The following is an 18,728-nucleotide window of genomic DNA, read 5'->3' on the forward strand; positions in this document are numbered from 1 at the left end:
CCCGTTGCGAGCCGAGGTGGCAGTCTCTTGATTCTCTCTGTAGACGACTGCTGACCAAAGTAAAGCTCCACGATGCCATTTGCTCGACTTGGGATTTGCTCCGATCCGCGTTATCGAACTCCGGCGATGGCGGTTCGATGGGATGCCGTTAAATCGTTTCAGATCCGTAGGTTGGCCCCAGAAGTGGGCTGATTATCGATCGAGTAACTCGTCGCTAGTTGGATGCTATATTCTGGAAAACAGCCGGCAATACAGCGTCCTGCCCCCTGGATCATCAATGCTACGGGTTGCCGCCATAGATTTTTTCTATGGATTGGTTCGAATTAATACCATCTATTCTGCCCGACCCTTGGAACGATAATTACTGGTGAGAAACGCGTATTCCGCAGCCTTTAACCTGAGCAGAAAAGCAGCCGATGCCCCAGGGACAGCCAACTGACTGGGAAGACCTAGCCGTTCGCGGAGCGACCGATGTCCTGGCTACCTTTGCGTCGACTGCCAGGGTGACGTTCGACCGTGGTCAGGCTCGTCGGCTATTGCATGAAGCGAAGCGAGCGATCCCAGGCACCGATCAATCGGCCTGGAGTAGCCGACTGGTTGAGGTTGGCGAGAGTGTCAATCTGAAGGTCCGAACGCTCGACGCTAGCATCGAGCGGATCATTGAGTTTGTCTACGATGGCACGCCGGTCGCTCACGGTTCGACCGACGACTCCGGCGACGTTCATTGGCGGGTCTTGATCCAGGCCAAACGTAATAAAGTCTTGATTCTTGATCCAGTAACCGACACGAAACGCTGGGTCTCGATATCGGGCCTGAAGAAGGAACTTTCGCTTACTGGCCTGGATGCGAAGTGCCGTTGGACCGTCGGACAGCCAGCCCTCGGTTGTCAGGCGGCAAATCGCCCGACCGACATTCCATCATCCGATCACGATGTCCGACCGTTCGATCGATTAGTATCGCTGTTCATTCCGGAACGCCGCGACCTTTGGATTCTGTTGATATTCTCGGCCATTGTCGGACTGCTGGCTTTGGCAACGCCAGTCGCCGTCGAAGTGCTGGTGAACACCGTGGCGTTCGGTCGCTATTTGCAGCCAGTCGTTGTTCTGGCGTTGATGCTGTTTGTGTTCCTTGCGTTCGCTGCCGCCATGCGAGCCTTGATCATCTTTGTGGCGGAAGTGTTGCAGCGTCGAATTTTCATCCGTGTTGTCGAAGACCTTGCCTATCGCCTGCCACGAGTTCAGCAAAGTGAATTCGATCACCAACACGGGCCTGAATTGACCAATCGATTTTTCGATGTCGTCACCGTTCAGAAGGCGACCTCCACCTTGCTGCTCGATGGGGTGGCGATTGTTCTGCAGACGATCATTGGGATGGCAGTTCTGGCGTTTTATCACCCGTTCCTGCTGGGGTTCGATATTGTCCTGCTCCTGCTGATCACCTTAGCCGTCTTTGGCTTGGGACGGGGTGCGGTTAAGACTTCGATCAAAGAATCGAAAGCCAAGTATGCGGTTGCGGCCTGGCTTCAGGAACTCGCACGGCATACCACCGCGTTCAAAATGAATGGTGGTCAGGCCTATGCCTTGGAGCGCGCCGACGATCTGGCGGTGCACTGGCTCGATGCTCGTAGAAATCACTTCCGCATCATCATGCGGCAGATTTTGTTTGTGCTGGGCCTGCAAGCCGTGGCGGCAACTTCGCTGCTGGGGCTGGGTGGCTGGCTGGTGATCTCTGGCGAAATGACGCTCGGGCAATTGGTCGCATCTGAACTGATCGTCATGATGATTTTGAGCTCGTTCGCCAAGCTCGGCAAGCATCTCGAGAACTTCTATGACCTGTTGGCATCGATCGACAAACTGGGGAATTTGTTTGATCTGAGTGTCGAACAGCACGATCGGCTGTTTCATCTGCGGGAAGGAGAACCAGCGAGCATGCGGTTCCGTAACATTTCCCTTTCACATAATAATCGCTCGGTGTTCTCGGACTTAAACCTGGAGATCAAGGCGGGTAGTTCCACCGCAGTTTTAGGAGACTCAGGCGTCGGCAAGTCGACCTTCCTCAGCTTGCTTTGCGGACTGCAACAGCCGAACAAAGGGGTCGTCGAGCTCGATGACATCGATATCCGCGAACTTCGCCCTGACTCGCTACGGGAGCATATATCGCTGGCGGGTGAGATTGGCATCTTCCATGGCACGATCCTCGAGAACATTCACCTGAATCGATCCCACATCAATGCCAAAGATGTGCGCGATGCATTAACCACCGTTGAACTGCTCGACGAATTCCAAGACTTGGCAGATGGCCTGAACACGATGCTGCAGACGCATGGCCGGCGACTTTCTCGCAGCCAGGCTTCGCGTTTGATGCTGGCTCGTGCGATCGTGGGACGCCCCCGAATGTTGCTCCTCGATGGAATCCTCGACGGGCTATCGGACGAGATGGCGAGCCGCATCTTTCAGCGATTGATCGGGCAAAAGAACTGGACGGTGATCGTAGGGACATCGCGAAAACGCCTGGCGGAGCAGTGTGACCAAACGATCCCCCTGGGCGATGCCAACTTTTTAAAGAATACATCGCGAAGTCCCCAGTAACATGAATCGATTCTAAGGGTTAGGTCTAGGAGTTTCCGATGAATACAAGGGGAGTTGAAGCCAAATGTCGGCCGTAGCGGAATCACGCCACGATAACTTGCCAGCACTCAAGTTGGTGCAATCGTCCCGTTGGGTTTGGCGATTGGCCAACGTCTTGCTAGCCATGCTTCTATTGAGCATCGTCGGCATGATCTTTGTGCCCTGGCAACAATCGGCGCGCGGTACCGGTCAGGTCATTGCCTATGCTCCCCAGGAACGCCAACAGGCGATCACGGCTCCGACGAAAGGAATCGTGGCTGTCATTGCTCCGGAACTTCGCGAAGGTTCGCAAGTGAAGAAGGGTGACTTGATCCTTGAAATGGAGCCCAGCGCGGCGAACCTGGTCGAGCAGTTAGAAGCTTCACTTCGCGATTTGGATGCCAAGGTCGATACGGCCGAGGTAAAGGCGGAAGTATACGGCCGAAACATTGTCGACTTCACCGAAGCGAAAGCAGCTGCCGTTTCGGCGGCCGATCAACTGGTGGAAGCGGCCAAAGCAAAGTGGGACTCCAAACGGAAGCAAGTGCCGGCCTACGAAGCGAAACGGCTTCAAGCCGAGCTGAACCTGGAACGCCAGACCAAACTGTTTGAAAGTGGTCTTCAGTCCGAGAAAGAGCTTGAGAAGCTTCAGAAAGACCTGAACGTTGCCGAGGCGGAACTGCTGTCAGTGCAGTTAGATGTCGAAGCGGCTGCAGGAGAGTTGGAAGCGAAGAAGAACGAGCGAATTCAGAAGGAACGCGAAGCGCAAACCAAAGTCGACTATGCCCATGCGATGCAGCAGGAAGCGTTGGGCCAGGTCGCAACCGCAACGAAGGAACGCCGAGATATCCAAATCAAGCTTTCCGAGTTGCAGCGATTGAACATTCGCGCCCCGCGTGACGGAACCTTGTATCGTGTGCAAGTTTTCGAGCAAGGTCAGATGTTGAAGGAAGGAGATCCGCTGTTCACGATTGTCCCGGAAACAACCCAACGGGCAGTCGAACTTTGGATATCTGGCAACGATATTCCACTGGTGCAAACCGCCGATCATGTGCGACTGCAGTTCGAGGGATGGCCGGCGGTTCAATTCGCTGGCTGGCCTTCGGTGGCAGTCGGAACGTTCGGCGGAACAGTCGCGACGGTCGATGCCACTGACGATGGAATGGGTAATTTTCGAGTACTGGTCGTGCCTGACAAGGACAGTGCCTGGCCGTCGGACCTCTACCTGAGGCAAGGCGTTCAAGCAAACGGCTGGGTCATGCTAAACCAAGTTCCCGTAGGCTATGAGATATGGCGACAACTGAACGGATTCCCTCCGACGGCCGCAGGAAGCAAGAAGGCCGACAACAAGAAGCCTCCGAAACCCAAAGTGAAGCTGCCCAAGTAGCCCGAACCGCTCGTATCGCAGGCGTCGTTACTTTGTCGCTGGCAATGCTTGCCACGGGATGCCGCTCGACCACGCCTGCCGTACCAACCTACACTGAAGCGCCGCCGACAACTGCTTCAACCGTGGCATCGCCATCTCAATCCAGCGTTTCAGCCAATTCGGTCGAGCCGCCCGATCTGCGGACGGTTTCGTTCGATGAAGAACTGAAGCCGCCGACCAATGACGCTTCTCAGCTCGAAGCGGTCCCGCTAGAAGAAATTGAACCGGCTCCGCTGAGCATGCAAGACGTGCTGATGGCGGTCGAAGCCTCGTATCCGCTGCTGACCAGTGCTTACCTTAGCCGAGACGTTGCCGCAGGCGAAAACATCGCGGCTTGGGGTGACTTCGACTTGCTGCTGAAGGCATCTTCGGAATCGCGTCCGGAAGGTTACTATCAAACCTATCGTCAGAAGGTCTCGATGGAGAAGCCGCTGTTCTCGGGCGGTTACCTGTATGGTGGTTATCGCCTGGGAGAAGGTTACTTCCCGGCCTGGTATGGTGGTCGAGAGACGAACGGCGGTGGCGAGTTCGCCGCGGGCATCGGCATTCCGTTGCTCAAAGGTCGAGCGATCGATCAACGACGTGCGCAATTATTTCAAGCCGAGATGGAGCGACAACGGGTCGAACCCGAGATACGTGCTCAGTTGATTGAGTTTACGCGTGTCGCCAGTATCTATTATTGGGATTGGGTCGCCGCTGGGATGGCTCGCGATGCCCAGCGTGGGCTGCTGGAACTCGCCCAAGAACGCGTGCAGAACATTCAGAGACGAATCGAACTTGGCGACCTGAAGTCGATTACCCGCATCACCAACGAGCAGTTGATTGCGGCTCGCGAAACGAAGCTGATCGAATCGGAACGCAAGCTGCAAAGCTCTGCGATCAAGCTTTCTCTCTTCTTCCGCGATCCTGCCGGTCAACCACTCTTGCCACACGAATCGCTGCTGCCGAATCACTTTCCGGATGAGGCCCTTCCTGCGACTCAAGAACTGGCCGAAGCAGCGGACACCGCCGTTGCCGCTTCGCCGCTGTTGGCCGACCTCGACTGGAAGATCCGCCAGGTCCGCGTCGATCTGCAGCAAGCCGAGAACTCTCTGCTGCCGAAGCTCGACGCGCAGCTTTATGCCTCGAAAGACATCGGCGAGCCAACCAGTCCCCAGGGCGAGAAAACGCCGTTCGAGTTGGAAGCCGGTATCTTTGGCGAAGTCCCTTTGCAACGTCGCGCGGCGATCGGCAAGGTGACGGCGACCGAAGCCAAGCTTCAACAGCTGTCCGCCAAACGCCAATACACGGCCGAAAAGACCGTTGCGACCGTGCAAGATGCGATCTCGGCCCTGTTGAATGCGGAAGAGAGAACCAAGCGAGCCGAACAAAACGTGCAACTTGCCGAAGAAGCCCTTCGACTGGCACGTATTCAATTCAATGCTGGCGATATCGATGTGGTCGAATTGAATATCTACGAGCAATCCGCCACCGATGCCCAACTGATCGATATTTCAGCTCAGGCGGACTTCTTCAAAGCGATCGCCGACTATCGCGCCGCATTGAACATCACCCCTTAGCAGCGAACGGCTTCACTTGAATGTGTCGTTTTCTCCCCATCCATGTTGAATTGCGTTCAGCGATTTTTGTAATCAGGACCGTTTGATTAGCGTTCCTGAAATCGTCGAAGCTTCTGTGTAGAATCTATTTGCTTCGCTGTTTTGGCTTCGATCTACCAACGATTGCTGCAGCGATGACCTGCCCATTTCTCTCCGTTGAAACGGAAAATCGCCTGCCCTATTTCTTCCGGTTCGCCATGTTGGAAGTCGACGATATGAGTGCTCGCCTATTGGCCCGGAACAATTGCCCCGGGACAGGTCAGCGAAGGCCTGTTCGATCTGTGCGACATGTCCAACACGCCACTAGGTATCGGAGGCATCACCGATAAGATCCCGACGGAACGCTTCATCGATGGGATCGGTCAGACCTCGTTCTTATTAACCGATGGAGGTCACTCCAAGCGAGACGCGGTGTTCACCTATGCCGAGAACATGCTGATGGCAATTCGCTGGATGGAGTACAAAGTTCACTTCAAAGTGTTCAAAAATGAATTCCCGCGACGCAACCTCGACCAGAGCACCGTCCATGAACTGGGCAATGAGTCCGTGGGGCTTCAACCTTTACATGGATCCATAAGAGCAAGGCAGTACTGGCCACTCTCGGTTTGAATGGGGCTTGCGTCAGGCGATGCAGAAAGCAGGCCGCCATAATGCCACGTTCGAGAAATACCCGCGCAAAGATATCGGTCTGCAAAAACCAAGTCAGGAACGCCTAGGCCTCTTCAACCGACTCGTCGACGGCTTCGTTCTTGAAGGCATCGACCGCCGTATAAATCTGGTTGATCAAAAGCTTCCGCTGCAGCGGCTTCGTCGCGAAGTCGCTGCAACCGGCCGACAAACACGACTCGCGATCGCCTGGCATAGCGTGCGCTGTCAGGGCGATGATGGGATAGGCAAAACCAAGTTTTCGCAGGTGCTCCGTGGCAGCATAACCATCCATCAGCGGCATCTGCATATCCATCAGCACCAGGTCGAAAGGCCGATCCTCTTGCAAGGCGGTCATTGCCTCGTCGATGGCCTTCTGGCCGTTTTCGACCAGGCTCACCTGACCGCCCGCTTTCTCCAGAAAATACCGGATCAGTTTTTGGTTATCCGCTCCATCTTCGGCGACCAGGACATGGATTCCGGCAAGCGGATTCTCTTGGTCCGCAACGTCGATCAACTCCCTCGGACGCGCGACTTGAATCCCTGCTTCCAGGCTCTTCCACGGTCCCTTCGGTAGTCGATCCGCTTTGCCTACCGGCAAGCGAACCGTAAAAGCGCTGCCCACGCCAAACTCGGAAGTTACTTCCAGTGTGCCACCCAGCAAGTTGGCCAGAGCATGCGAGATGCTGAGTCCCAGACCGGTGCCACCGAACTTGCGTGTCATCCCGGCACTGGCCTGCGTGAACGAGTTAAATTCTTCGATCAGCTGAAGTTGGTTCTCGTCCATGCCAATGCCGGTATCGACAACGACGAACTCGATAACCTGGGCCAGGCCATCGTACGAGACATCGAGCGCGACGCTGCCGGTCTCAGTAAACTTGATCGCATTGCCCACCAGGTTAATCAAAATCTGCCGCAGTCGCGTTGGGTCAGTCAGAATCGTCGGCGGCAGCACCGACTTGAAATGCAAATTGAACTCAAGTCCCTTGCTGCTGGCACGTTCTTCCAACGCGGTCACGACATCGTTAACGAGTTGACGTGGTTCGGCTTGAATACGTTCAATGACCATCTTGCCTGCTTCGATCTTCGACATATCGAGGATGTCGTTGATGACCGACAGTAAGTGGTTGCCATTGCGTCGGATCGACTCAAAAGCCGTTCGCCGCTGGGGTGGTGCTTTGTCGAGGCCGTCTTCGCCGAGTAATAGATCGGTGTACCCAAGGATCGCCGTCATTGGCGTGCGGATCTCGTGGCTCATGTTCGCCAGGAAGTCGCTTTTCTGGCGATTGGCCGCGTTGGCTTCTTCCGCCAGTTTCTCAGCCTTCGCGCGTTCAATCTTCAACTCGGCGACGGTCTTGCGAAGCTCTTCTTCTGCTCGCTTTTGATCGTCGATTTCCGTCAATGAACCCGCCATCCGGATTGGTCGCCCCTGTTTGTCACGAGTCGCCAGACCTCGCGTGCGGAACCAACCATACTCGCCAGATTCCTTCTTCACGCGGACCTGGATATCAAATCGTTCCCCCATTTTCAGATGCCGCTCCAATGCGGCCATGCCTTCGTCGACATCATCGGGGTGCACACGCTGGACAAAGGCCTGCAAACTAGGTTCCAGACAATCGAATTTTTCAGCCTTCAATCCGAGCAACCGTTTAAACTGATCGGAATACCAGACCACCTTGGTTTCAGGATAGAGGTCCCACAGTCCGTCCGAGGTTCCCCGGATCGCTCGTTCGAAACGGTCTTGTTGTTCGACCAGTTGTTTACGGGCTTTGTCGACTTCGGCTTGGGCTTTGACGCGTTCCGTGATGTCAAACCGCAACGAAACAAAGCCGGTGATCTTTCCGGCGGGATTCGTCAGCGGCAGCATCATCGCATCGACCCAATACAACGATCCATCTTTGGCTCGATTGCATACCTCGCCACGCCAGGTCTTTCCTGAGGCGATCGTCCGCCACATGCCGATCCAGAACTCTTTAGGATGATGGCCAGAGTTGATGATGCGATGATTTTTGCCCAGCAATTCGGCACGCGTATATTGGCTTAGCGCGCAGAAACCTTCGTTCACATCAACAATCTTCCCTGACCGGTCGGTAACCGAGATCAACATGTAAAGATCAATGATCTTCCGCCACGACTGCTTCTCTTCAATCGCTTCAAGGGCGCGTCGCTGGGCATCGATGACCGCTTGTTGAAGTTCCAGGCGATGTCGCATCACTTCGTTTTGCAAAGAGAGCATCGAATCGACCGCGAAGCCCATCGCGACCCCATAGGCCGCTAGACGCAGGACATGACAACACCACCAGGACGATTCCCAGAGTGTGGTTTGTTCCATCAACAAGTTCGCCGCACCCAGCAGCAGACAGTGCACCATAAATAACAAATCGTCGCGTTGGCGATACTTGCGAAACGCACCCCATAGCCGAAACGCTGCCAGCAGTATCAACGCGCCGCCAGCGATATTCAGCCAGATCGCGATCGGCGAAAACATTCCGTCATTCAGCATCCGAGGAACGGCGTTCGGCAGCAGGAATCCCAGCACCCCCATGGCCACCACGATGGTCGCCATTGAAAAGCAGATCGTCTTCAGGCGGCGACTCTCTTGCGGCTTATACCAGACCATTGCATACAGAGCCCCTCCGGCGAATGCACCGATCGAGTGAAGCCATACAAACGCATCACCCGACGGCAGAATGCTGTGGAGGCCATCCAGGATCGACATTGCCATCAAGCCATAAGCCAATGGCAAACTAAACGTCGTCCCACGACCCAGGCGGCGATTGATCAAAATCAACCCACTCACCATGACTCCGATGCTGGCGCCGACGGTTTCCATGACGGCATGCAGAGAGGGGTTGTAGTAAACCCAGCTTGCCATCGAAGAACTAATCGCAATGCCTAGCAGGTGAATCAACACGCTCGCGCCCAGGCACAGCAATATCCACCATACCGTTCGCCGGCGATTGGGAGGCGTGCGTTCCGGCAGACCGGTAGGAACTCCGGCTTGCTCGGCGTCAGGCCTCGGCGAGCCTACGGGCTCGGGCTGGCTGGGAAGGGTCGACATCTCTACAGGCCTACTGGTGATTCACGTCGGCGCGCTTTGGGGATCAGAAAATGGTTCCTGGTAAGCCTCAGACACCCTTGATGCCATGCGCGAAAGGGGGCCTGAATTTGTTGTTAACCGCAGTTCTCTCTACCCTGCCTCATCGGAAAGATTGTTACAAAGTGCATAGAAAGTCCGGATAACCAGAACTGCTTTCAGGCCAATATCCACCCACAGACTGTCATTTAATTCGCTCAGCCAGCTTTGCGCCAGCTTCCACCCGATCCAAGGACATAGAGCCTCCCATCGAGGCTAGCCAAGCCGGTTATCAAACGTCCGCTTCTACAGCCGGAGGCCTTCATCTGAGACAGAAGTTATCAATTCAACAACAACTTTCCCTACCTTCCCTCGCCCGTACAATCATTGCAAGCATTTACAGCATAAAGACTTAAGCTCTTTTCGATCCTTTTTGGCATGGGTCGTGCATTTCTATTGAAGTGCGTAAGCAAAGGAGACGCAGCCAGGAGAACAGGGGGTTTTCCTCTGCGAACTCATACACGAAGAGGAGAAGAATGATGAAGTCCTACATGATTGCTGCCATCGTCGCTGTCGGTTTGATTTTCGGTGTGAGCTCGTCTGCCTATGCAGGCGGACCTCACGGCGGCCACCATGGGCACCATGGCCACCACGGCGGCTATTACCAGCACGGGAACCATGTCCATCATCGTGGACATATCCACTATGCCCCCCGTCAGTCCTACTACCGATCGTATTACGCTCCGCGTTACGGCTATGGCTACGGGAATCCTTACTACTACCGCGGTAGTGGCTTCTATTACGGAAGTCCAGGTTTCTCGGTTGGCGTTCGCTTCTAATCGATAGAGACGACACACGAACTCCAACCGCTTTGAGCCCCTGGCAATACACCGCCAGGGGCTTGTTGCTGCGCGGTCCGAACTCGCTCACCCCTCGTTTTTCCGAGCTTTGGGCACTAAATTGGGATGCTTACTCGAATACGGAAGTCTGACAGATGCTGCATCTCCAATCCGAGTCGGGCCAACGGTGGCTCGACCAGGTCGAGAAGAACACCGACGTGGTGTTGATCGACCATGCCCATTGCGAAAAGAAAGCGGCCGGTACCGCACTGAATCTCATCTTTGCTTATGTCGAAGATGAAGAGCTTTGCCGCGAGATGACCTTAATCGTGAACGAAGAACTCGAGCACTTTAACATGGTGCGCGATCTCTTGAAGCGACGTGGCATTCCGTTTCGCCGTTTGAAGCCCTGTAACTACGGAGCACAGTTGCATGACCTGATTCGCAATCAGGAACCGCAACGAGCCGTCGACCGGTTGCTGGTCGCTGGCCTGATCGAAGCCCGCAGTTGCGAGCGATTCGGTTTGCTTCGCAAGCATTTACCTGACGCGGAACTGCGAGACTTCTACGACAGCTTGTTCGAGTCAGAAGCACGCCATCATGCGGTTTATGTCCGTCTGGCGAAGCATTTTGCTCCGGAAGCGGAAGTCATGCAGCGCCTCGATGAGTTGGCAGCTGCCGAAGCGGCCATCATTGCCACTGGTGACGAAAACGCCAGGGTGCATAGTTAGGCTTTTCTTCCCTAATTTACCAGCGAGTTGAAGCCGATCCCCGATTTGCTAAACTCACAATTTTTGGCCCCACCTTCGGTCGACCATTGGCAGAATGCCACGAACTAGCAGTCGCCAGGAAAGAATCCAGACTCCTCATGAGCACCGATACTGAACCTAAGTGTTCTCCTACCCATCCGGCCTTGAGCGGCTCTGAAAAAGCCATTCAGGGGCTTCGCGAGACGGGGCAGTACTTCTTTCAACGCGGTTGGTCGGTCGGCACCAGCAGCAACTACAGCGTGGTCGTCAATCGCAGCCCGCTGCAGTTGATGGTTACGGCCAGCGGCATGGACAAAGGCCGCTTGAAGCCGAACGACTTCGTTCGTTGCAACTACGACGGTAACCAGGTCGACGGCTCGAACATGCCTACCACCGATCAGCCACGCTCGTCGGCCGAAACGCTGCTGCATGTCGTGATCGCTCGTATGGAAGAAGTTGGCTCGGTGCTGCATACGCACTCGGTCTGGGGCACGCTGTTGTCGGATCACTTCGGCGCCAAAGGGGGCTTCGAGATCGAAGACTACGAAATGCTGAAGGGCCTGGCTGGCGTCAAGACCCATCAGCACGTCGAACATGTTCCAATCTTCGAGAACACCCAAGACATTCCGAAGCTGTCCGAAAAAGTCGAGAAGCGTCTGCACGACGAGTCGCAGCCACCGATCCACGGCTTTTTGATTCGGAACCATGGCCTCTATACGTGGGGTGAAGACCTGGACGAAGCTCGTCGTCATATCGAGATCTACGAGTTTCTTTTCGAGGTCCTCGGGCGTAAACTGGCAGCACAAGGCAAGCTTTGCCAATCGGTCTAAGGTTCCCGCCAAACCACTTTTCGCACACGTCACATTCATCTGAGATTCGCCTGATTGGCGAAGGGAGAGAACGGCACTATGGCCAGCATTTCCATTCCTGACGAAAACCGCACTATCACCGACGTCCAGGAAATCTGCGACTTCCTCAAGCCGTTCGGAATCTGGTACGAAAAGTGGGAAGTCGCCGGACGCATCGGCGAGAAGGCCACCAACGAAGAGATCCTGGAAGCATACAGCCCCGAGATCGAACGCCTGAAACAACAAGGCGGTTTCGTCACGGCTGACGTGATCAACGTTTCGCCAGAAACGCCGAACCTGGATGCCATGCTCGAGAAGTTCAACAAAGAACATACCCACAGTGAAGACGAAGTCCGCTTCACGGTGGAAGGCCGCGGCGTGTTCCACATCAATCCGGAAAATGGTCCGGTCTTCGCTGTCCAAGTCGAAACAGGCGACCTGATCAACGTGCCACGCGATACCCAGCACTGGTTCAACCTGTGCACTGATCGCCACATCCGCTGCATCCGTCTGTTTGAAGATCCTACCGGCTGGACTCCGCATTACATGGAAGATGGCGTGCACATCAAGTACTCGCCACTTTGCTGGGGACCAGACTACCTGGCCAAGGCCGACGATATCGATCCTGTGGTGAACGTCTAATGGCGGCACCCTGGAATGTCATCCTGCTGGATATCGAAGGAACGACTTCGAGCGTTCGCTTCGTTTACGATGTGATGTTTCCTTACGTCCTCAAGGGGCTGGACAGCTTCCTGGTGCAATCCTGGAACGATCCAGCCTTGGCACCGGTCCTCGATCAGATCGCTCAGGACGCCGGCCGCGAGAGCTTCCTCGCTTGGACGGCCGATCTGACCGACGAAGAGCAGCGCCGCGAGAAAGTCGCCACCGAGATTCGCCGCCTGATGGATGGCGACGTCAAGGCAACTGGCCTGAAGGCGTTGCAGGGCATGATCTGGAAAGATGGCTTCGAGCGGGGCGAAATGATCGCCCAGGTCTACGACGACGTCCCCCCTGCCCTGGAAACATGGACTAAGGCGGGCATGCGCGTCTACATCTATTCGTCCGGCAGCATCGCGGCCCAGAAACTGTTCTTTGGTCACAGCGAAGCAGGCAACCTGCTCCCTTACTTCTCCGGGCACTTCGATACGACCACTGGTCCGAAGAAGGAAACCAAGAGCTACGACACGATCGCCGCGGAAGTGGGCGAGGCTGCCGAGAAGATTCTGTTTATCAGCGATATCGTCACTGAACTGGATGCCGCCAAAGAAGCTGGCATGGACACTCGTCTGAGCATCCGACCTGGCAACAAACCGGTCGAAGATGGGCACACCCACGAGCCGATCGCGAGCTTTGCCCAGGTTTCCATTGGCTAGCGTTGCAGTCTCAGCAGCCTGATAATTCCGCAAATCTTGCCATGTTTTTTCGCGATCGCGGCCAACACTTGCCGCGGTCGATGCGTATCGTAGCATGACACCGCTCGACATGCGTGGGCTGATTGGGAAACAGGAACAGCCCAGGCCGCATGTCGCCAGCATCCCGGCAAGCACGGAAGAATAGGATTCTCTCTTTCGCAACGAATGCGACCTGCTTTGACGCCGCGACGACCTCTTTTGGACTCGCATCGGAAAGGCCAGCACTTATGGTTCGCTTTGTTTGCACGCTGATGGCATTCAGCCTGATCACTACGACTTCGACTCCCTCGTGGGCCGCATCGCCGGTTCAATTCGATGTCGGTTACCTAACTGCCGCTCGTGATGTTACCTCCCCCGAGTTCAAGCACGCTCGCCCAGGCTATCGCCTGCTGCAGATGGACGTGCTGATCTCGACAATGGTCGACTCCCGTATTTCGGAAGACCTGGTCGAAACGACCTTCTTCATCGAACCGCACAATCCACGGATTCAAATCGAAGACTTCTCGCCGCAGACCACGCTGCAAAGTCCCTACGCCGGCAATATCTCGACCGAGAACCGCACCGAGTTGGAACTCAACGGAAAGGTCTCGGCAAAAGACGCCATCACCCCAACGCTCGGAGGCGATGCTTCCGTCGGTGTAACCCGGAAACACTCTTCGGTCGAAAAGGTCGATGTGTTGCCGGAACTCAAACTGGTGGCCGCCAGCGGAACGATCCATCGCGGTCGGGGCGTTTTCTTTCGCTTCAATCGATCAAAGCAAACGAGCCTGGAAGGTACCACCGCGCTCGGGATCGTCGTCGCCGTGCCCGAGAACTGGTCGGCCGATACGATGACCGTTCGTTGCCGAGCGAAGATTCGCCAGCCGGTTGTCCCTGGCGGTCCGACGAAAGAGGTCGACCTGCCAGAGATTCGCTATACCGTTGCCACCTATCAAAGTGGTGACCGCTACGCTTCCCAGGTCGCCGATCGCTACATCCAGGAAGAAGCCCGTTGGCAAAGCATTCAGCGGGAATACGCCGACGAGATTCGCAATCGCCGCCACGACTCGCCGCTCGACTACCTGACTTCCATCGTGCGTCCAGACAGAGCATCCGGCAGCATTGCCGAACGGATGCAGCGTTCGCCCGAGAAGGCCTCGCGGGAACTCCCTTCGGCGGTGGTCGACGCCTACTATCGCTACCAGGAAGCGAAGTCGCTGCTCGACAGTTGCAATGGGCTCCGCCCTCTCGTCCGAGCCCAGGTCACCGACGAAACGGCGGTCGCCAACTCATCTGTTTCGATCGATACCCAAGAGAAGTAAGACACACCTTCGCGTTTCAACAGCAAAGGCCCGGCGAAGTCGATGCTTCACCGGGCCCTTCATGTTTCTTGATAGTCGTCAGCCGTTGACTTAGCTGGTGGTTTCCAGATCGAGGTACTCGACCGGAATGTTCTTGAACACCTCTTCCATGCTGGTGACGCCTTGGGCCACTTTCAGCATCGCTGCTTTACGGAAGGTGATCATGCCCATCTCTTCGGCCATCTTCTCCAACTCGTGGGTTGGATGCCGGGCAACGATCGCTTCTCGCAGCCCACGATTGACGGTCACCATCTCGAAGATCGCCGTTCGGCCGCAGTAGCCTTCATTCTCGGCCGATGGGTCAGGGCCATAGAAGTGGGTCCCCTCGCCTGGTTCAAGCAAGGATTCGATATCGGCGAACGTGTTGCCGGTCGAACCAAGCTCGTACTTCATCCGCGTTTCAGGATCGAGCGTTCGCACCAATCGCTGAGCGATCACCCCTCGTAGACAGCTTGCCAGGAAGTAAGGGTGAATGTCGAACGAAAGCATGCTTTGCACCGCACCAGTGGCGACCGGGGCATGCAGCGTGGCGAAGACCAGGTGCCCGCTGTTGGCCGCGCGAACGGCGGTGACGGCAGTCTCTTTATCGCGTATCTCGCCGACCATGATGATATCTGGCTGCTGACGAATCACGCCGCGAAGTAGTTCCGGGAAGTCGAGGCCGACCTTCGTGTTCACTTGCGACTGGCGAATGCCTGGCAGCGAGAACTCGATCGGGTCTTCCAGCGTGTTGATCTTACGACTTCCATCGTTCAGATGCTGAAGACAAGCATAAAGCGTCGTTGTCTTACCGGTGCCGGTCGGGCCAGTCACCAGGACCAATCCCGATTCCGACTGCAACATTTCCATCAACGCGTTGCGGTCGTGACGACCGAGGCCGATCTGATCGATCGACAGCAGATTGTTGGCCCGATCGAGCAAGCGGATCGTCAGGTCTTCCCCTTCCCGGGTAGGGATCAGGTTCAATCGCAGGTCGATCACCTTTTCATCGTCGCGATAGATCCAGCGTCCATCTTGCGGACGGCGACGTTCGGTGATGTCGATGCCGGCCAATGCCTTCACGTAGTTCAACAGTTGGCGACCTTCACTAGCGGCCAGCGTTGTGATGTTCTTCATCCGTCCCCACAACCGCATAGCGATCTGGTAGTGCGGTTCGCCGGCGAAGATAAACAAGTCACTGGCGCCCACCATTGCACAGTGCTCGATCAGCAACCGCATCTGGGCTTCTGGTTCGAGGTTGTCGCTGTCGATCTGGGCGAAGTCGATTCCGTGGGAGTTCTTATTGTGAGTTGACACCAGCTAGTTTCTCCGCTTCCGCAGCATTGGCCGCGCTATCAAAGACAAGATCCATACGCATCAGTTTGAAGACGTTCGCCACCGCTGGCGGAGCCGAATAGCAAACCATGCGGCCGCCATTTTCCGCGAATCGCTTATGGCAGGTCAGCAGCCAACCGATTCCGCTGGAATCGATCACCTCAGTACCTCCCAGATCGAGAAGAACGGTCAGCGTGTAGGCCTCGGGACCAAGCAGCGTCGCGATCGGTTCTTGATCGCGGGACATGCCGTCCTGGCTGACTCGTCCAGAAACGGCGATGTGTACGTGGCTGTCTTTCGTGGAAACGATCTGTAGATTCATGAGCAAGCCAAGTCTCGCTTCACCGAGTGCGAAGCGATTCGTCTAAAGGTGGTCACGTCTTGAATTCGACCAGCCTCGACAAGGCGTCAACAAGCGATCCGCGAAGATTGGCTCTTGGCGGATTCAGCACATCACGCAAGGCTTAGTCGAACGTTCGGCAAATGAGGCCACCATCGGCAAGGATGGTGGTACCTGTAATGTAGGCTCCCGCATCACTACCTAGCAACAAGGCGGGACCTACCATATCCATCGTCTCACCCCACCTCTTGACGGCGGTTCGCTCGGCGAAACGCTGTTTTTGCTCGTCGTTTAACAAGCTCATCGGCAGGTCGGTAGCAATCGGGCCAGGACAAATGCAATTCACGGTGATTCCGTAAGGCCCTAGTTCCAACGCGTGTGCTCTGGCCATACCAATGAGTGCCGCTTTCGTTCCGGAATAGAGTCCTCGCCCCGGATTCGAGGCTAGCGCCATGACACTCGAGAGATGGATGATTCGGCCCCAGTTCTTTTCCTTCATCCCCGGAACAACATGGCGGGCTAAACGCATGCACGCGGTGAAGTTGAGTTCTAACACTTCGTCCCAAACATCGTCGGTAGTTTCGGTTAAGATTTCAGGTTTGTTCGTCCCGGCATTGTTCACCAGAATGTCGATCCCCTGCAGCGATTGCAGCACGTCGATCGACATCGCATCGACCGCCGCGCGGTCTCCCATATCGCAAACGCGATACTCGATTCGGCCGCTCAGCCCCTGGGCGATCTCTTTCGCGGCGGCTTGCAGTTCCTCTTCGTGACGAGCCGTGATGCAAACATCGGCGCCGCATTCGGCAAAGGCTCGGGCAATCGCTTTACCGATCCCTTTGCTGCCTCCCGTTATCAATGCCTTGCGACCGGTCAAATCGAACAGACTTTTCACCGACATGATGCTCGCTCCTTGAAGGGCTAGGGGATGGCTTGCAGAAACTAACGTGGGTGCATGCAACGAGGTGGCTGGAAATCGCGATCAACACGACTTCCAGCCACCTCGAAGTGGATTTTCGATTCGCCAGCGATAGGCCACAAGTTCGGGCCTATCGTGGGCGAGTGGTCGTTGGGAACTACGATCCCAAAGCTTCGACGACCAGGTCGCCGACTTCGGTGGTGCTGTAGCCCATCTTGCCAGCGCTCTGGCTCTTCATCTTGGTGCCAGTCACCGTTTGAATGGCCTGCATAACGCGAGCACCAGCAGCGGGCTGACCGGTATGTTCCAGCAGCATCGCGGCAGCGCTGATCGCAGCGATTGGGTTGATCACATTCTTACCGGTGTACTTCGGTGCACTTCCACCCATCGGTTCGTACATGCTGGTACCACCGGCGTCAGGATTGATGTTACCACCAGCAGCAACCCCCATGCCACCCTGCAGGATTCCTGCCAGGTCGGTGATGATGTCGCCGAACATGTTGGTGGTGGCGATCACGTCGTAGTATTCCGGATTCTTGACCATCCACATGCAGCAAGCATCGACGTGGTTGTAATCTGGTTCGACGTCTGGATAGTCCTTGGCGACTTCCTGGAACGTGCGCCAGATCAGGTCGTGACCGAAGGTCAGCACGTTGGTCTTGGCGACCAGCGTCAGCTTCTTGCCTTTTGGGTTGTTTCGCTTTTGGGTGTATTCGAAGGCCCAACGCAACCAGCGTTCGCAACCCTTACGGGTATACATGGCGGTTTGGGTCGCTACTTCGTCCGCGGTGCCCTTCTTCAGGAAACCACCCACACCGGCGTAGAGGTCTTCGGTGTTTTCACGGACCACGACGAAGTCGATTTCCTTCGGGCCTTTGTCCTTCAAAGGCGTTTCAACGCCTGGGTACAGCTTCACAGGACGCAGGTTGATGTACTGGTCCAACTGGAAGCGGAGTTGCAGTAACAGGCCCTTTTCCAAGATGCCTGGTGCAACGTCTGGGTGACCGATCGCACCCAGGAAGATGGCGTCGAACTTCTTCAGCTCGTCGACAGCACCTTCTGGCAAGATTTCGCCCGTCTTCAGGTAATGGTCACCACCAAAGCCGAAATCGGTCTTCTCGATGGTAAATCCTTCCAGTTTGGCGACCGCGTCCATCACTTTCAGGGCTTCTGCGGTGACTTCGGGGCCGGTTCCATCTCCACCAATAACGGCAATTTTCATGTTCGGTGTCTTTTCGGTAGGTGAGGTGCTGAAGGGTTAACACGCGTCGCGTGGGGAGTCCAAAGCCCCAGTAAAGCTGGCTCTGGCGCGACCAAACCCCCAGTTTATCCGTCAATTGGAGGTGTCACAACGGGCCAAACGATTGAGCGCCGCTTAGGCAAACTGCTGCTTTCGATCGATTGGACCGCCTGGTCGACCACGCCAAAACCTGGCCTTCCCCCCCTTCTGCAAGGGTATCGATTGATCATTGACGATCCTCCACCAAAGGTCGGGGGTGAAGAACCAATGAAGAAAGAATGATTTCTGTGTTTCCTGTCAGTCAACTTTGTTGCACTGGAGTACCTGGCGCGTTTAGATTCAACGTACCCGGGCTGACGAGCCTGCCGGCCCATTC

Annotated in this window: 15 protein-coding genes; 10 read left to right on the forward strand and 5 right to left on the reverse strand. The window is 55.8% G+C overall.

Translation table 11 applies throughout. From position 1 onward, the window contains the following. The first annotated feature begins 416 nt into the window (after positions 1-416). The 4 genes from ABD890_RS06460 to ABD890_RS06475 all read left to right on the forward strand — a co-directional run bounded on the left by ABD890_RS06460 (position 417) and on the right by ABD890_RS06475 (position 6,239). A complete protein-coding gene (locus tag ABD890_RS06460; protein ID WP_345087042.1) occupies positions 417-2,588 on the forward strand; it encodes a peptidase domain-containing ABC transporter in 2,172 nt (723 codons plus the stop codon). A 64-nt stretch (positions 2,589-2,652) separates the two neighbouring features. Continuing rightward, positions 2,653-3,993 carry an HlyD family secretion protein gene (locus ABD890_RS06465; protein WP_345087044.1) on the forward strand — a complete coding sequence of 447 codons (1,341 nt, stop codon included), beginning with the start codon at positions 2,653-2,655 and terminating at the stop codon, positions 3,991-3,993. Positions 3,994-4,115: 122 nt separating this feature from the next. After that, entirely contained in the window at positions 4,116-5,591 is a 1,476-nt protein-coding gene (locus tag ABD890_RS06470; protein WP_345087046.1) for a TolC family protein, read from the forward strand. Positions 5,592-5,849: 258 nt separating this feature from the next. Next, the gene (locus ABD890_RS06475; RefSeq protein ID WP_345087048.1) at positions 5,850-6,239 is read left to right on the forward strand and encodes an alkaline phosphatase family protein; all 390 of its coding nucleotides are present in this window, start codon (positions 5,850-5,852) and stop codon (positions 6,237-6,239) included. Between the two features lie 103 nt (positions 6,240-6,342). Here ABD890_RS06475 and ABD890_RS06480 read toward each other — a convergent pair whose 3' ends face one another. Beyond that, entirely contained in the window at positions 6,343-9,336 is a 2,994-nt protein-coding gene (locus tag ABD890_RS06480; protein ID WP_345087050.1) for a PAS domain-containing protein, read from the reverse strand. Positions 9,337-9,887: 551 nt separating this feature from the next. Here ABD890_RS06480 and ABD890_RS06485 point away from each other — a divergent pair. The 6 genes from ABD890_RS06485 to ABD890_RS06510 all read left to right on the forward strand — a co-directional run bounded on the left by ABD890_RS06485 (position 9,888) and on the right by ABD890_RS06510 (position 14,500). Continuing rightward, positions 9,888-10,190, forward strand: a complete 303-nt coding sequence (locus ABD890_RS06485; RefSeq protein WP_345087052.1) for a hypothetical protein — start codon at positions 9,888-9,890, stop codon at positions 10,188-10,190. Positions 10,191-10,345: 155 nt separating this feature from the next. Beyond that, the gene (locus ABD890_RS06490; RefSeq protein WP_345087054.1) at positions 10,346-10,921 is read left to right on the forward strand and encodes a MiaE family protein; all 576 of its coding nucleotides are present in this window, start codon (positions 10,346-10,348) and stop codon (positions 10,919-10,921) included. A 137-nt stretch (positions 10,922-11,058) separates the two neighbouring features. Beyond that, complete coding sequence (mtnB, locus tag ABD890_RS06495) at positions 11,059-11,769, forward strand: methylthioribulose 1-phosphate dehydratase (protein WP_345087056.1); 711 nt, start codon at positions 11,059-11,061, stop codon at positions 11,767-11,769. Between the two features lie 78 nt (positions 11,770-11,847). Continuing rightward, positions 11,848-12,429: a 1,2-dihydroxy-3-keto-5-methylthiopentene dioxygenase gene (locus ABD890_RS06500; RefSeq protein ID WP_345087058.1), complete on the forward strand. Its 582-nt coding sequence runs from the start codon at positions 11,848-11,850 to the stop codon at positions 12,427-12,429. Beyond that, positions 12,429-13,160 carry an acireductone synthase gene (gene mtnC / locus ABD890_RS06505; protein ID WP_345087060.1) on the forward strand — a complete coding sequence of 244 codons (732 nt, stop codon included), beginning with the start codon at positions 12,429-12,431 and terminating at the stop codon, positions 13,158-13,160. The genes ABD890_RS06500 and mtnC overlap by 1 nt, the downstream gene beginning before the upstream one ends. 266 nt (positions 13,161-13,426) lie before the next feature. Further along, complete coding sequence (locus ABD890_RS06510; protein WP_345087062.1) at positions 13,427-14,500, forward strand: hypothetical protein; 1,074 nt, start codon at positions 13,427-13,429, stop codon at positions 14,498-14,500. Between the two features lie 90 nt (positions 14,501-14,590). Here the strand turns inward: ABD890_RS06510 and ABD890_RS06515 are convergent, their stop codons facing one another. The 4 genes from ABD890_RS06515 to ABD890_RS06530 all read right to left on the reverse strand — a co-directional run bounded on the left by ABD890_RS06515 (position 14,591) and on the right by ABD890_RS06530 (position 18,334). After that, complete coding sequence (locus tag ABD890_RS06515) at positions 14,591-15,835, reverse strand: GspE/PulE family protein (RefSeq protein WP_345087064.1); 1,245 nt, start codon at positions 15,833-15,835, stop codon at positions 14,591-14,593. After that, positions 15,819-16,175 (reverse strand): STAS domain-containing protein, encoded by a 357-nt coding sequence (locus tag ABD890_RS06520; RefSeq protein WP_345087066.1) that lies wholly within the window; start codon positions 16,173-16,175, stop codon positions 15,819-15,821. The genes ABD890_RS06515 and ABD890_RS06520 overlap by 17 nt, the downstream gene beginning before the upstream one ends. A 142-nt stretch (positions 16,176-16,317) precedes the next feature. Beyond that, positions 16,318-17,094 (reverse strand): SDR family NAD(P)-dependent oxidoreductase, encoded by a 777-nt coding sequence (locus tag ABD890_RS06525; protein ID WP_345087068.1) that lies wholly within the window; start codon positions 17,092-17,094, stop codon positions 16,318-16,320. Positions 17,095-17,269: 175 nt separating this feature from the next. Then, entirely contained in the window at positions 17,270-18,334 is a 1,065-nt protein-coding gene (locus tag ABD890_RS06530) for a 3-isopropylmalate dehydrogenase (protein WP_345087070.1), read from the reverse strand. Positions 18,335-18,728 lie beyond the last annotated feature (394 nt).

The sequence above is a fragment of the Bremerella cremea genome (assembly GCF_039541315.1).
In the GTDB taxonomy this organism is placed as follows: Bacteria; Planctomycetota; Planctomycetia; order Pirellulales; family Pirellulaceae; genus Bremerella; species Bremerella cremea.

What these genes read in the sequence shown, in the direction of transcription:
- ABD890_RS06460 (WP_345087042.1), top strand. Translation starts at nt 417, where the DNA reads ATGCCCCAGGGACAGCCAACTGACTGGGAAGACCTAGCCGTTCGCGGA.
- ABD890_RS06465 (WP_345087044.1), top strand. Translation starts at nt 2,653, where the DNA reads ATGTCGGCCGTAGCGGAATCACGCCACGATAACTTGCCAGCACTCAAG.
- ABD890_RS06480 (WP_345087050.1), bottom strand. Translation starts at nt 9,336, where the DNA reads ATGTCGACCCTTCCCAGCCAGCCCGAGCCCGTAGGCTCGCCGAGGCCT.
- ABD890_RS06485 (WP_345087052.1), top strand. Translation starts at nt 9,888, where the DNA reads ATGATGAAGTCCTACATGATTGCTGCCATCGTCGCTGTCGGTTTGATT.
- ABD890_RS06490 (WP_345087054.1), top strand. Translation starts at nt 10,346, where the DNA reads ATGCTGCATCTCCAATCCGAGTCGGGCCAACGGTGGCTCGACCAGGTC.
- mtnB (WP_345087056.1), top strand. Translation starts at nt 11,059, where the DNA reads ATGAGCACCGATACTGAACCTAAGTGTTCTCCTACCCATCCGGCCTTG.
- ABD890_RS06500 (WP_345087058.1), top strand. Translation starts at nt 11,848, where the DNA reads ATGGCCAGCATTTCCATTCCTGACGAAAACCGCACTATCACCGACGTC.
- mtnC (WP_345087060.1), top strand. Translation starts at nt 12,429, where the DNA reads ATGGCGGCACCCTGGAATGTCATCCTGCTGGATATCGAAGGAACGACT.
- ABD890_RS06510 (WP_345087062.1), top strand. Translation starts at nt 13,427, where the DNA reads ATGGTTCGCTTTGTTTGCACGCTGATGGCATTCAGCCTGATCACTACG.
- ABD890_RS06520 (WP_345087066.1), bottom strand. Translation starts at nt 16,175, where the DNA reads ATGAATCTACAGATCGTTTCCACGAAAGACAGCCACGTACACATCGCC.
- ABD890_RS06525 (WP_345087068.1), bottom strand. Translation starts at nt 17,094, where the DNA reads ATGTCGGTGAAAAGTCTGTTCGATTTGACCGGTCGCAAGGCATTGATA.
- ABD890_RS06530 (WP_345087070.1), bottom strand. Translation starts at nt 18,334, where the DNA reads ATGAAAATTGCCGTTATTGGTGGAGATGGAACCGGCCCCGAAGTCACC.